At 73.0% G+C, this 12,598-nt stretch carries 13 protein-coding genes; 10 read left to right on the top strand and 3 right to left on the bottom strand.

The window, feature by feature from the left end; all coding sequences use genetic code 11:
• Positions 1-77: 77 nt before the first annotated feature.
• Positions 78-884: a helix-turn-helix domain-containing protein gene (locus tag HD593_RS33530; protein ID WP_185105953.1), complete on the top strand. Its 807-nt coding sequence runs from the start codon at positions 78-80 to the stop codon at positions 882-884.
• Between the two features lie 65 nt (positions 885-949).
• Here the strand turns inward: HD593_RS33530 and HD593_RS33525 are convergent, their stop codons facing one another.
• Complete coding sequence (locus HD593_RS33525) at positions 950-2,410, bottom strand: sialidase family protein (RefSeq protein WP_185105952.1); 1,461 nt, start codon at positions 2,408-2,410, stop codon at positions 950-952.
• A gap of 76 nt (positions 2,411-2,486) precedes the next feature.
• On the bottom strand, positions 2,487-3,605 hold the full coding sequence (locus HD593_RS33520; protein ID WP_185105951.1) for a globin domain-containing protein: 1,119 nt from the start codon (positions 3,603-3,605) through the stop codon (positions 2,487-2,489).
• 492 nt (positions 3,606-4,097) lie between these two features.
• Here HD593_RS33520 and HD593_RS33515 point away from each other — a divergent pair, with 492 nt between their 5' ends.
• The 3 genes from HD593_RS33515 to HD593_RS33505 are packed head-to-tail and all read left to right on the top strand — an operon-like array spanning position 4,098 to position 6,490.
• Positions 4,098-4,784, top strand: a complete 687-nt coding sequence (locus tag HD593_RS33515; RefSeq protein ID WP_185105950.1) for a gamma-glutamyl-gamma-aminobutyrate hydrolase family protein — start codon at positions 4,098-4,100, stop codon at positions 4,782-4,784.
• A 9-nt stretch (positions 4,785-4,793) separates the two neighbouring features.
• Positions 4,794-5,708, top strand: coding sequence for an alpha/beta hydrolase (locus HD593_RS33510; RefSeq protein WP_185105949.1), 915 nt, complete (start codon positions 4,794-4,796; stop codon positions 5,706-5,708).
• The gene (locus HD593_RS33505) at positions 5,708-6,490 is read left to right on the top strand and encodes an enoyl-CoA hydratase/isomerase family protein (RefSeq protein ID WP_185105948.1); all 783 of its coding nucleotides are present in this window, start codon (positions 5,708-5,710) and stop codon (positions 6,488-6,490) included. Before HD593_RS33510 ends, HD593_RS33505 begins: the two co-directional genes overlap by 1 nt.
• 247 nt (positions 6,491-6,737) lie before the next feature.
• Here HD593_RS33505 and HD593_RS33500 read toward each other — a convergent pair whose 3' ends face one another.
• Complete coding sequence (locus HD593_RS33500; protein WP_185105947.1) at positions 6,738-7,325, bottom strand: class I SAM-dependent methyltransferase; 588 nt, start codon at positions 7,323-7,325, stop codon at positions 6,738-6,740.
• Between the two features lie 128 nt (positions 7,326-7,453).
• On the opposite strand from HD593_RS33500, the gene HD593_RS33495 reads away from it, so the two are divergent.
• The 6 genes from HD593_RS33495 to clsA all read left to right on the top strand — a co-directional run bounded on the left by HD593_RS33495 (position 7,454) and on the right by clsA (position 12,595).
• Positions 7,454-9,064: a sensor histidine kinase gene (locus HD593_RS33495; protein WP_246546838.1), complete on the top strand. Its 1,611-nt coding sequence runs from the start codon at positions 7,454-7,456 to the stop codon at positions 9,062-9,064.
• Positions 9,061-9,738 carry a response regulator gene (locus tag HD593_RS33490; RefSeq protein WP_080040284.1) on the top strand — a complete coding sequence of 226 codons (678 nt, stop codon included), beginning with the start codon at positions 9,061-9,063 and terminating at the stop codon, positions 9,736-9,738. The genes HD593_RS33495 and HD593_RS33490 overlap by 4 nt, the downstream gene beginning before the upstream one ends.
• A 176-nt stretch (positions 9,739-9,914) precedes the next feature.
• Entirely contained in the window at positions 9,915-10,328 is a 414-nt protein-coding gene (locus HD593_RS33485; RefSeq protein WP_246546836.1) for a hypothetical protein, read from the top strand.
• 10 nt (positions 10,329-10,338) lie between these two features.
• Positions 10,339-10,926 carry a phosphoribosylanthranilate isomerase gene (locus HD593_RS33480; RefSeq protein ID WP_185105946.1) on the top strand — a complete coding sequence of 196 codons (588 nt, stop codon included), beginning with the start codon at positions 10,339-10,341 and terminating at the stop codon, positions 10,924-10,926.
• On the top strand, positions 10,919-11,821 hold the full coding sequence (locus HD593_RS64595; protein ID WP_185105945.1) for a GNAT family N-acetyltransferase: 903 nt from the start codon (positions 10,919-10,921) through the stop codon (positions 11,819-11,821). The genes HD593_RS33480 and HD593_RS64595 overlap by 8 nt, the downstream gene beginning before the upstream one ends.
• A gap of 192 nt (positions 11,822-12,013) precedes the next feature.
• A complete protein-coding gene (clsA, locus tag HD593_RS33470; RefSeq protein ID WP_185105944.1) occupies positions 12,014-12,595 on the top strand; it encodes a cardiolipin synthase ClsA in 582 nt (193 codons plus the stop codon).
• The last annotated feature ends 3 nt before the right edge of the window (positions 12,596-12,598 follow it).

Here is a 12,598-nt window from a genome sequence, read left to right as displayed (position 1 = left end):
CGGGTGCTCCGGAGGGCAGGGCGCATTACCTGGCAGGTAATCGAGGCCCTTCCCTGCTCCCCGATACCGTGTCCGGCATGGGAGCCGTTGCCGTACATGAGGATTCTTTCGGTGAGTTGCTGCGGTCGTGGCGCCAGCGCAGGCGGGTGAGCCAGCTCGACCTGGCCATCGAGGCCGACGTGTCGGCGCGGCACATCAGTTTCCTGGAGACGGGCCGCGCCCGCCCGAGCCGCGAGATGGTGATGAAGCTGGCCGAGGAGCTGGAGGTGCCGTTGCGGCACCGCAACAGGTTGCTGGTGGCGGCCGGGTTCGCGCCCGTCTACCCCGAGCGGGAGGTGCGCGCCCCGGAGATGGAGGTGGTCCGGCAGGCGCTGGACAAGATCCTGGCCGGGCACGAGCCGTACCCGGCGGTCGTGGTGGACGCGACGTGGAACCTGGTGGCGGCGAACGCGGCGGCGGCGATGTTCATGGAGGGGGTGCCCGAGGAGCTGCTGCGGGAGCCGGTCAACGTGATGCGGCTGTCGCTGCACCCGCAGGCGATGGGCGGGCGGCTGCTGAACCTGGCCGAGGTGCGGGCCCACCTGCTGCACCAGCTCCGCAGGCAGGCGGAGATGTCCGGCAACGGGCTGCTCGCCGAGCTGCACGACGAGCTGGCCTCCTACACCTATCCGGGGGTGGACCTGAACGTGGCGCACGTGCCCGGGCCCGCCGACATCCTGGTGCCGCTGCGGATCGCGGCCGGGGACCGGGTGCTGTCGATGTTCACCACGATCGCGACGTTCGGCACGCCGGTGGACGTGACGGTGTCCGAGCTGGCCATCGAGACGTTCTGGCCGAGCGACGAGGAGACCGCCGCCGCGTTCCGCAACCCCGGCCAGACCTGACGTCGCCGGCAGGCCGTCAGCGGGCGGTCGCGAGGCGGTCAGCAAGCGGGCGGTCGTGAGGTCGCTCAGCGGGCGGTCGCGAGGGCTCCCGCCGGGGGTTCGCCGCTGGCGACGGCCGCCTCGATGGCGATCGTGGGCGGCTCCCCGCCCGTGATCGGTAAGCCGCCCGTGACCGTGTGCGTCCGTACGTTGAACGCCCCGCCCGCCGGCGCCCCCGCCACCGCGAACGCCGGGAACGCGCCGCCGCCCGGCACGACCGAGGTGGAGATGTAGTCGCCCACCGTGCGGCCCTGCGTGCTGCCGGCCAGCCAGTCCAGCGGCATGCCCGCGTGCAGCTCCATCGGCGGCGACCAGCTCGCGCCGCCGTTCGTGGAGGAGGTGTAGGCGACCGTGAGCCGGCAGGCGGCGGGCGCGCAGGCGGCGTCGGGGTAGCGGTAGTAGGCCAGCGCGAGCCGCGCTCCCTTGCCCGAGTCGCCGCCCGAGCTCTCGCGGTCCACGCCGAGCCCCGGGATGAAGTGGTCGCCGCCGTCCTCGGTGACCCTGAGCACCTCGCCCCACGTGGTGCCGTTGGCCGACGAGGTCAGCACGATGTCGTTGCCCGCGCACCGCACCTGGAAGCGGCAGTCCTGCCAGACGACGTACACGGTGCCGGCCGCGTCCACCTCCGCCGACGGGAGCGGCGCGGCCCGCAGCCCGCCCGCGACCGTGTGCCGCTGCACCTGGGAGACCAGCGTGCTCTCGCCCCAGCTCGCGCCGCCGTCGCGGGAGCGGAAGGAGCGGATCTCGCCGTCGTCGCTCAGGTACGGCACCACCACGGCGCCGTCCGGCCGCACCACCGGCTGCCCGCCCAGGCCGTGGGCGGAGGTCGCGGTCACGGCCCAGGTCAGGCCGCCGTCCGCCGACCGGGCGACCTTGATCGTGTTGCTCGCGGCGTGGTCGTCGAACACGGCGTAGCAGGTGCCGCGGAACGCGCTCTCCGCGCCGTTGTCGCAGACGGCCCAGCTCTTGTCCAGGTCGCCGCCGGTGGCGGTGGTGACCGGCGTGCTCCAGGTCAGGCCGCCGTCGGTGGAGCGGCTGGTCAGCACCGCCGCCCCGGTCACCCCGCCCGCGTCGGTGAGCGCGAGCGAGGTGATCAGCCAGGCGCCGTGCGCGGCGTCGAAGGCCACCGACGGGTCGCTGACCCGCGCGTACGGGCCGCCGCCGAACACCGTGATCGCGGGCAGCGTGCCCTTCGTCCAGGTGGCGCCGTTGTCGGCGGACGTCGCGAACGTGATGCCGGACGCGCCTCCGTCATGGAAGCGGCCCGCCTGCTGGGCGGTCACGATCGTCGAGCCCCACTGGTAGGTGTCGGGCCCGGCCGAGGTGCCGTACTGGCCGGTGCTGTTGGCGTACGCGTCGGAGGCCAGCTCGGTCAGCGGGACGGCCTCCTCCGAGGCCGTGTCCGCCGCTACGGCGAGGGACGGGGATAACAGCAGGGTCGCGGTGACGAGTCCGCCGATCACTCGGCGCCGGGCGGGCGATGGCACGGTTCACCTCACATGGCGTGTCAACATCCACTTGGCACCGTCCAGCGCCCGCTGTCAACACCTCCCGATCGGCTCGTCAGTGTTCGCCGTGCAGGACGTCCCGGTGGATCCGCGCCAGCGGCACGCCGTCGATCTGCAGGCGGCGTACGGTCTCGTTGACCATGGAGGCCGGGCCGCACACGTACACGTCGTGCTCGGCCCACGAGTGGAAGCGCCGCGTCACCTCGGGCAGGCTGCCGCGCATGCCGTCGTAGGAGGGCTGGTCCGACACCACCGGCAGCACCCTCAGCCAGGGGAACGACGACTCCATCCTGATCAGGTCCGGCAGGTCGTACAGCTCGTCGGCCGTGCGGGCGCCGTACAGGAGGTGGATGTTGGGGCGGCGGCCGGAGGCGATGACGGACTCGATGATCGCCTTCAGCGGCGCCAGGCCGGTGCCGCCGGCCACGCACAGCATGTCGCGCACGCTGTGCTCGCGCGGCGCCATCGTGCCCATCGGCGGGCCCAGCATGAGCGTGTCGCCGACGCGCGTGTGGGCGGTCAGCGTGGTCGAGACCCAGCCGCCGGGCACCGAGCGCACGTGCAGCCTGATCGTGTTGTCCGGGCGCGGCGCGTTCGCGATGGAGAACGTGCGCCACACGCGCGGCCAGCGCGCCGTCTGCACGTTGACGTACTGGCCCGGCGTGAACGGCAGGCGCTGCGTCGGCCGCAGGGTGAGCACCGCGATGTCCCGGTGGCGCAGCTCGTGGTCGATGACCTCGGCCAGCCACCAGGCGGGGGAGACCCCCGAGTCCGACTCGGCCGACTCGATCATGAGGTTGGCCGCCGCCGTGTACGCCGACACCCACGCCGCCTCGATCTCGTGGTTCCAGATGTCGGCCGCGAACCGGCGGATCGTGGCGAGCAGGGCGTTGCCCACGGCCGTGTAGTGCTCCGCGATCACGCCGTACTTGCGGTGGTCCCGGCCGAGCTGCCCGAGGAAGGCCGCCAGGCTGTCGGGGCTGTCCAGGCTCCATACGATCCGGGTCAGCGCCCCGAACAACCGGTCCCGCTGGACGTCCATGGCGGGCGGGAACATGCCTCGTAACTGTGGATTCTCGGCGAACAAGCGGCCGTAGAAGTAGGCCGTGGCCTTGTCGGCCATGGGCTCGACGACGGAGAAACTCTCCTTGACCAGACGCGGATTCAGCGACATTTATCCAGCCCCACCTTTGGCCGGAAACACCTTCCGGCCTCGACCTGCACCTCCCTGACAGTCCGGGTCGTGAGCGCGGGGCCCTCCCCGGCCATTCCCGTGCGCTCGAAATTGAGTCTTACACCACTGATGACGCGTCACAACCGATTCCCACCAATTTCGCGCGGTTTCGGTCGGCGAATGAGAAGATAAATAAAATTCGTATTTTTCGGCCGCCCCAGCTCCAGCTCCGGGAGACGCGGCTGCGGCTGCTCCTCCTGCCTCCCCTGACCCCGCACCCCGCACTCCCGGGGACGGGAACCGCTGATCCCGCGGCTCTCACCCCCGGGGACGGAACGGGACGAAACCCGGAAAGCCCGTGCCCAAGGAGGCAAGGGATCTTTGGGAGGGGTGACATATCGGAAAGGGAGTGCGCCATGATGGGGCATGGGGTCGTCACCGAGGGTCCGAAGCCGACGGCCGCCCGACTCCACCATGCCCCCGGGAGATCGCATGTCCCGACCGCTGATCGGTATCACCGCCTACTTCGAAGCAGCCCGCTGGGGCGACTGGGTGCGGGAGGCCGTGCTCTCCCCGCCCTCCTACGCCAAGGCGGTCGGCCGGGCGGGGGGCGCGCCCGTGGTGCTGCCGCCCCTGGCCCCCAGCGCCGTGGACGACTACGTACGCGGGCTGAAGGGCGTCGTCCTGGCGGGCGGCGTCGAGCTGGGGGCCGAGACCTACAGCGGCGAGCAGGACGGCCGGGTCCACGAGCCGCAGGCGCACCGCGACCGGTTCGAGCTGGCCCTGGCCAGGGCGGCCGTGCGCGCCGACGTGCCCATCCTGGCCATCGCCAGGGGCATGCACGTGCTCAACGTCGCCCAGGGCGGCACGCTGATCCCCTGGCTGCCCGACGTGCTCGACAGCGACCGGCACGCCGAGCCCGACGGCGGCCACACGATCCAGGTCAGCGTCTCCAGCAAGCTCGGCAAGGCGGTCGGCGACCGCGTCGAGACCAGCGCCCCGCACCACCAGTCCGTACGCCGCCTCGGCTCCGGCCTGCTGGCCGTGGCCTGGGCCGAGGACCAGATCGTCGAGGGCATCGAGCTGCAGGGACACCGGTTCGGCGTCGGCGTCCAGTGGCACCCGGAAAGGAGCGGCGACAACCGGCTCTTCGATGCGTTCATCGAGGCGGCCCGCTAGGCTGCGATCATGCCGCTGCACCCCCAGGCGCGGGAGTACCTCGCCCGGTACCCGTCGGATCTGAACGCCGACCTGGCCGCCCTCGACCTGGACGCGATCAGGGAGATGCGCGCCCAGGACGTCTTCGCGGCCCATCGCGGGCCGCTGACGAAGCTGCCGTTCGTGCGCGACGAGGAGGCCGAGGGCGTCCCCATCCGCATCTACCGCGCCGACCCCGGCGACGGCCCGCTGCCGGTCGTGGTCTACTTCCACGGCGGCGGCTGGGTGCTCGGCAGCGTCAAGCGCAACGACGCGGCCGCCCGCGACCTGGCCATCCGCACGGGCGCGGTCGTCGTCTCGGTCGACTACCGGCTGGCGCCCGAGCACCCGTTCCCCGCCGCCGCCGACGACGCCTGGACGGTCGTCCGCGACATCTTCGCCAGGCCCGCCTTCTACCAGAGCAACGGCAGCGTCGCCGTGAGCGGCGACAGCGCGGGCGGCAACCTCGCCGCCGTGGCCGCCTGGCAGGCCCGCGACGCCGGCCTGCGCCTGGCCCACCAGGTGCTCGTCTACCCGGTGCTCGACGTGGCCATGGACACGCCCAGCTACGCCGAGTTCGCCAAGGGCTACGGCCTGGACGCCGCGGAGATGGCCTGGTTCGCCCGCCAGTACGCGCCCGGCGCCGACCCGGCCGACCCGAGGCTGTCCCCGCTGCGCCTGCCCGACGTGTCCGGCCTGGCCTCCGCCACCGTCGTAACGGCGGGCTGCGACGTGCTCCGGGACGAGGGCGAGCGCTATGCCGCCCGCCTGGCCGAGGCGGGCGTGCCGGTCGGCCTGCGCAGGTTCGAGGGCGCCGTGCACACCTTCTACGTCCTGCCCGGCCTGTTCGACCAGGCGATCGAGGCCCGCGAGTACGTCGCGGAGCGGCTGCGGGAGCACCTGTGATGGACGCCTACACCAAGCTCAAGCTCGACACCCCGGCCGAGGGCGTGCTGCGGATCACGATCAGCGAGCCGGCCAGGCTCAACGCCGTGGACGCCACCGCCCACCGCGAGCTGGGCGAGGTCTGGCGCGACGCCGACCGCGACGAGAGCGTGCGCGCGATCGTGGTCAGGGGAGAGGGCCGGGCGTTCTCGGCGGGCGGCGACCTGTCCATGATCGAGGACATGATGCGCGACCACGCCACCAGGCTGCGCGTGTTCGCCGAGGCCCGCGACATCGTCTACAACGTACTCAACTGCTCCAAGCCGGTCGTCTCCGCCATCCAGGGCCCGGCCGTCGGCGCGGGGCTGGCGGTCGCGCTGCTGGCCGACATCTCCGTGGCGGGCCGTACCGCGCGGATCATCGACGGCCACACCAGGCTCGGCGTCGCGGCCGGCGACCACGCCGCGATCGTCTGGCCGCTGCTGTGCGGCCTGGCCAAGGCCAAGTACCACCTGCTGCTGTGCGAGCCCGTCACCGGCGCGGAGGCCGAGCGGATGGGGCTGGTCAGCCTGTGCGTGGACGACGACCAGGTGCACGACAAGGCCATGGAGATCGCCGTCAGGCTCGCCGCCGGCGCCCAGGAGGCGATCAGGCTCACCAAGTACTCGCTCAACAACTGGCTACGCCTGGCCGGCCCTGCCTTCGACGCCTCCCTCGCCATGGAGTTCCTCGGCTTCACCGGCCCCGACGTGGCCGAGGGCGTACGCGCGCTGCGCGAGAAGCGGCCCCCGGCCTTCGGCTGACCCGGCTCCGCGGCACCGGGATCCGGGCGCGACGAATGCTTCCCCGGGGCTCGGGTAGCTGGCCTTCACGGAGGACGACGACCGGGGGAGGAGGTCATTCAGCGCGGCTAGCGTCGCGGGAAAGCCGCGGGGCGGTCCGAGTGCCCGCGCCGCGAGGGGTTGAGCAACCAGCTCCCCGCTTACATGGCGTGGCCCGCCCGATTTCGGCGCCAATCGGGCGGCCGGGCTCCCCGCCCCTCTCCGGGATTCACCGGGGACGGCGGGCGTGGAACACGAAGGCAGGCGGAGTGTTCCGCCACACCGTACGCCCCGGCACCACTTCCTCGAACCGCTCGGCCAGCAGCGCGCGGAAACGCCGCGCCGAGCTGAGCGGGATGGCGTGGATGTAGGAGAACGTGGTGAACGCCGCTCCCGGGTTCATCGCCCCTGTCACCGCATCGAGCAGCTCGCGCTGCAACTGGTCGGGGAACGCCGCCCACGGCAGCCCGCTGACGACCACGTCCGCCATTCTCAGCCCGCGATCGGCCAGCAGCTTGCCCAGGCGCGTGGCGTCCTCGTGCGCCACGTCCACCGACGGGAACCGCTCGGCCAGCAGCCGGGCCATCCGCTCGTTGAGCTCCACGGCCAGATGGTGGCCGCGCCCGCTCAGCCGCTGCTGGATCTCCGCGGTGAACGGGCCGGTGCCCGGCCCGAGCTCGACGACGATCGGCTCGCCCCTCTCCGGGACCGGCGCGCAGACGGCCGCGGCCAGGCGCCGCGAGCTCGGCGCGAGCGCGCCGATCGCCGCGGGGTTGCGCAGGAACTGTCCGAGGAACAGCGCGGTGTCGTTGGGCATGCACTGAACCTAGGCGCTGATGGGGGCTGATCGATCCGCCGTCCGGGCGGATCTCCGGCCACTTGGAGGAGGCGCGCTCCTCCACCAGGAGGACCGGGCCTGTCCCGCGAGGCGGATACGGTGTGTGCATGCGTTGGCGTGGCGTGCCGCTGGATGTCCTGCTCGCGGCCTCGGGAGTGGGTCTCGACCTGCTGACCACCGCCCACGCGGGCGACACCGAGTACCTGCCCGCCGAGCTGAACATCCCCATGGCCCTCCTGGTCGGCCTGCCCATGGGGCTCGTGCGCCGGTGGCCGGTGATCGTCAGCCTCTACCTCGCGGCCGCCCTGTTCGCCACCGACCAGCTCGGCTCGTTCACCTCCAACACCGCCCAGATCCTGCTCTGCGTGTCGCTGGGCGTGGCCGGCTACCGCTCCACGGTGCGCGCCACCGCCGCCGCCGTGGCCGCGGCGATCTTCGCGACCGCGTTCAACATCGCCGATCCGGGGATCGCGCTCACCGGCAACATGTGGATGTACTCCGTCCTGCTGCCCGTCTTCCCCGCCGTGCTGGGCTCGTACCTGCGCAGCTCGGCCGAGCGCCTGGAGGAACGCGAGGTCACCCCCGACGCGCTGCTCGCGGCGGGCGGCGTGGCGATCACCGTGCTCAGCACGTGGACCACCTGGCACTCCGGCACCCAGCCCGTCTGGGTGGTCGGCCTGCTCGCCGTGGTCGGCGGCCTGTCGCTGGGCATCGCCAGGCGGCTGCCCGGCCTGGTCTTCCTGCTGCAGGGCGTGCTGCTCGTCTCGGCCGACACCTACCTGAACTCCGCCGTCAACACGTGCGTGATCCTCACCCTCATCGCCATCGGCGTGTTCGCCATGCGGGTGGTGTCCTGGGCATGGACGGTCGCCGCGTACGTGACCGGCTGCCTGCTCACCGCGATCGCCGTCGTCGGCGACGGCACCGAGGTCACGCCGTTCCGGGTGGGGGTGCTCATGACGCTGGTCGCCACGCCCATCGCGATCGGCCGCTACCTGGGCGTGCGCAGGGAGGCCGCCGCCACCGAGAAGCTGGTCGCCGAGGAGGCCGCCCGCGCAGCCGTCGCCCAGGTGCGCGCCGACCAGCTCGCCGAACGCGAGCGCATCGCCCGCGACGTGCACGACATCGTCGCCCACCACGTCGGCGCCATGGTGCTGCGGGCCAGCGCCGCCCGCTACGCCGCCCCCGACGGGCCCGTCGCCGACGCGCTCAACGACATCCGCGAGACCGGCCACCAGGTGCTGCAGGACCTGCGCGACCTGCTCGACCTGCTGCGCGACCCCGACCGCCAGCCCGACCTGCTGGCCAACCCCGCCGACGTCGTACGCGAGTCCGCCGAACGCATGGCCGCCGCCGGCCTCGTCGTCGACCTCGACCTCGACCCGGCCACCGACCAGGCGCCCCTCATCGCCCGCACCTCAGCGGCCCGCATCGTCCAGGAAGGATTGACGAACGTGCTCAAGCACGCAGGCCCCGGCACCCGGGTCCGCGTAACCGTGACGCCCGCCGAGGAGGGACTGGACGTCGAGATCCGCAACGGCCGCCCGCCCACCGCCATCGAGCGGCTGCCCTCCTCCGGGCGCGGCCTGGCCGGCATGCGCGAGCGCGTGCGCACCCTCGGCGGCACCCTCAGCGCCGGCCCCGACGGCGAGGGCGGCTGGCTGCTGGCCGCCCACCTGCCCACCCACACCCGCGTGTCCCCGGGGAGCGCCGCGTGATCCGCGTGCTGGTGGCCGACGACCAGGCGCTCGTCCGCGCGGGCGTCCGCATGCTGCTGCAGGCCACGGGCGACATGGAGGTCGTGGGCGAGGCGGAGGACGGCGCCGAGGCCGTACGCCTGGCCGAGCGCCACCTGCCCGACGTGATCCTCATGGACCTGCGCATGCCCAGGGTCGACGGCCTGGAGGCGATCAAGCGCGTGCTGGCCGCCCGGCCCGGCACCAGGATCGTGGTGCTGACCACGTTCGCCGAGGACGGCAACGTCTACGCCGCCCTGCGCGCCGGCGCCGTCGGGTTCCTGGTCAAGGACGACGAGCCGGAGCGCATGGTCGACGCCGTGCGCAGGGCCGCGGCCGGCGAGCAGCTCCTCGCGCCCTCCGTGCTGCGCCGGGTCGTCGAGCGGTTCCTGGCCGCCGAGGAACAGGCCGCCCCCGCCGCCCCGCCCGGGCTGACCGAGCGCGAGCTGGAGGTGCTGGCCCTGGTCGGCACCGGCCTGTCCAACGCCGAGATCGCCGAGGAGCTGCACGTCGGCGTCACGACGGTCAAGACGCACATCGCCGCCGCGATGGAGAAGCTGGGCCTGCGCAACCGCATCCAGGCCGCCGTCGTCGCCCACCGCACCGGCCTCGTCGACGCCTCCTTCCGGCCCGTACGCCAGCCTCGCGGCGGCTGAGACCCGCCTCCTGCCCGTGCGCCGGCCTGAGGTCCGCGTCCTTCCCTGTACGCCGGCCCTCGCGGCGGCTGGGGTCCGCCGCCGGGCGTACCGGTGAGTCATCCGGCAGGCTGACGACCCCCGGCGGCGCCCGACGCGACCATGTGGTCCTTCACCTCCGTCGAAAGGACCCTTCCATGGCCACGCGCGACACCGTCACCATGCCCCGCCCGGCGGGCCGGGTCTCCTCCGGCCTCCTCTACAGCCTGCGCCTGGCCGTCACCGCCCAGGCGGCGGCGCTGCTCGTGGCCGCCTCGTTCGCCGGCCAGGCGGTGGAGTCGGAGCCGATGATCGAGGCGCACCTGCTGGCCGGCATGGCCGTGCACCTCGTCGCCCTCGTCCAGATCGTGCTGGCCGTCCTCGTCTGGCGGCCGGGACGCGGCGCCGGCTGGCCCGCCCTGGCCAGCGTCGCGCTGTTCCTGGTCGGCGGGCTCCAGCACGTCACCTGGCTGTGGCTCGGGGCGCACCTGCCGGCCGGGGTGACCCTGTTCGGGCTGATCACCGCCGTGCTGGTGTGGGCGTGGTCCCCGGCAGCCGCCCGCCGCCGCTAAGGTCGGAGGCGTGTATGTGAAGATCTGCGGGCTGAGCGAGCCCGAGCACGTGGCCACCGCCGTCGAGGCCGGGGCCGACGCGATCGGGTTCGTCATGACCAGGAGCCCGCGCCGGATCACGCCCGAGCGGGCCGCCTCGCTGGCCGCGCAGGTGCCCGCGCACGTGCTCACCGTCGGCGTCTTCCGCGGCGAGGACCCGGAGACGGTCCGCGCGGCGGCGCTGGCGTCCGGCGTGCGCGCCGTCCAGCTCCACGGCACGCACCCGCACGGCGACTTCACCGCGCTCAAGGACCTCGGCGTCACCCTCATCAGGGCCGTCGACGCCCAGGCCGACCTGCGGTGCGGCGCCTTCGACGAGGACCTGCTCCTGGTGGACGCGCCCCACGCGGGCTCGGGCCGGCAGTGGGACTGGGGCGCGGTGCGCGGCCGGGCGTCCGGGCGGTGGATGCTGGCGGGCGGCCTGGCCCCCGGCAACGTACGCGAGGCGATCGAGGCCGCCGGGCCGTGGGGGGTCGACGTGTCCAGCGGCGTGGAGAGCGCGCCCGGCGTGAAGGACTCGCGCCTGATCGAGGAGTTCCTGCGGAGCGTCCGTGGATGAGCTCGCCCGCGGGCCGGCTCTGGAACGCGGCGGTGCGGCGGCGGACCTGGCCCGGGCCCTCGCCTTCCTCCAGGGTTTCGCCCGGCGCAGGGCGCCCGTGGTGGTGCCGGTGGAGGGCGGGTTCGGGGTGCTGGACGAGCGGTTTCCCGGCTCGTACGACGACAACAAGCTGATCGTCACGGCAGCCGATCCGGCGGCGGGGCGGCGGACGGCGGCTGCCGATCCTGGGGCGGTGAGGCGGCTGGCGGAGGCTGGGGATCCCGAACCGCCAGGTCGGCTGACGGCGGCCGGTGCTGAGGGGCTGGCCGGGCGGTTGATGGCGGCGGCCGATGAGGTGCTGGCGGGGCGCGATCACCGGCTCGTGTGCGTGGACGACGACCGGCTCGGAGAGGCGTGCGCGCCCGCGTTCGACGCCGCCGGCTACGAGCACGAGACGAACCTCGTCATGGCCTTCCGCGGGGAGATCCCGCCCGATCCGCCGCCGGCCGAGCGGCTCACGCTCGCGGAGCTGGAGCCGGTGCTGCGGCGCGACTGGCGCCGTACGCTGCCGCAGGCTCCCGCCGAGGTGATCGACGGGCTCGCCAGGCGGGTCGAGTCCCGGCTGCGCGGCGCCGACACTGTCGGCTTCCGCGGCGTACGCACCCCGTCCGGCGAGATCGCCGCCCGCGCCGACCTGTACGCGCACGGCGGGGTCGCCCAGATCGAGAGCGTCTTCACCGGCGAGGAGCACCGGGGCAAGGGGTACGCGCGCGCCCTGATGAACGCGCTCCTGGCCGAGGCGGCCGGCGCCGAGCTGGTCTTCCTGGTGGCCGACGCGGGCGACTGGCCGCGCCACTTCTACGGACGGCTCGGCTTCGAGGAGGTGGGCCGCACCCACTCCTTCCTTCGCACCTGACCACACCTCCGCGCGACCGCGTTCCCGTGCCCACGACCCCCGCCCCGCGATTCCGGCCCTGCCCCGTGGGTTCCGGTCGGGGCTTGGTCCGGCGCGTCCGCGAGCGGGCCCCGGCCCGAGGGTGTGTGGCCTGGGGAAGCCGGGGCGGGAGGGCGAGCGCTGCGTCGCAGTTCACGCAGTAGGGTCTGCTGCGTGAGCGAAACTTCCGCCGAGGACCGGATCTGGACGGTTCCTAACCTGCTGAGCTTCCTGCGCCTCCTGGGCGTCCCCGTGTTCCTCTGGCTGGTTCTCGTGCCCCAGGCGGACGGCTGGGCCATCGGCGTTCTCGCGGTGGCCGGTTTCACGGACTGGCTCGACGGAAAGATCGCCCGGGCGTTCAATCAGACCAGCAGGCTCGGCCGGCTCATCGACCCGGCGGCGGACAAGCTCTACGTCTTCGCCACCATCTTCGCCCTCCTGCTGCGCGAGGTCATCCCGTGGTGGCTGGTCGTGGTCATCCTCGGGCGTGAACTCTTGGTCGCGAGTTTCTTCCCCGTACTTCGCAAATACGGTTATAAGGCACTTCAAGTGCATTTCCTGGGCAAGGCCGCCATGTTCAACCTCATGTACGCCTTCCCTCTCCTCTTCCTTGCCTCCCACTCTGGGTGGTATGCCGAAATAGCCCGGATTGCCGGGTGGGCCTTCGCGCTCTGGGGAACGGGCCTGTACTGGTGGGCGGGGGTGCTGTATGTGGTACAGGTGCGCCAACTCGTAACCGCGGCCAAGAAGGGGTGATCG

The organism is Nonomuraea rubra (assembly GCF_014207985.1).
In the GTDB taxonomy this organism is placed as follows: Bacteria; Actinomycetota; Actinomycetes; order Streptosporangiales; family Streptosporangiaceae; genus Nonomuraea; species Nonomuraea rubra.
Note: the sequence above shows the minus strand (reverse complement) of the source record. Positions and strands in the feature narration are given on the sequence as shown.

What these genes read in the sequence shown, in the direction of transcription:
- HD593_RS33495 (WP_246546838.1), top strand. Translation starts at nt 7,454, where the DNA reads ATGCGTTGGCGTGGCGTGCCGCTGGATGTCCTGCTCGCGGCCTCGGGA.
- HD593_RS33520 (WP_185105951.1), bottom strand. Translation starts at nt 3,605, where the DNA reads ATGTCGCTGAATCCGCGTCTGGTCAAGGAGAGTTTCTCCGTCGTCGAG.
- HD593_RS33505 (WP_185105948.1), top strand. Translation starts at nt 5,708, where the DNA reads ATGGACGCCTACACCAAGCTCAAGCTCGACACCCCGGCCGAGGGCGTG.
- HD593_RS33485 (WP_246546836.1), top strand. Translation starts at nt 9,915, where the DNA reads ATGGCCACGCGCGACACCGTCACCATGCCCCGCCCGGCGGGCCGGGTC.
- HD593_RS33500 (WP_185105947.1), bottom strand. Translation starts at nt 7,325, where the DNA reads ATGCCCAACGACACCGCGCTGTTCCTCGGACAGTTCCTGCGCAACCCC.
- HD593_RS33530 (WP_185105953.1), top strand. Translation starts at nt 78, where the DNA reads ATGGGAGCCGTTGCCGTACATGAGGATTCTTTCGGTGAGTTGCTGCGG.
- HD593_RS33515 (WP_185105950.1), top strand. Translation starts at nt 4,098, where the DNA reads ATGTCCCGACCGCTGATCGGTATCACCGCCTACTTCGAAGCAGCCCGC.
- HD593_RS33510 (WP_185105949.1), top strand. Translation starts at nt 4,794, where the DNA reads ATGCCGCTGCACCCCCAGGCGCGGGAGTACCTCGCCCGGTACCCGTCG.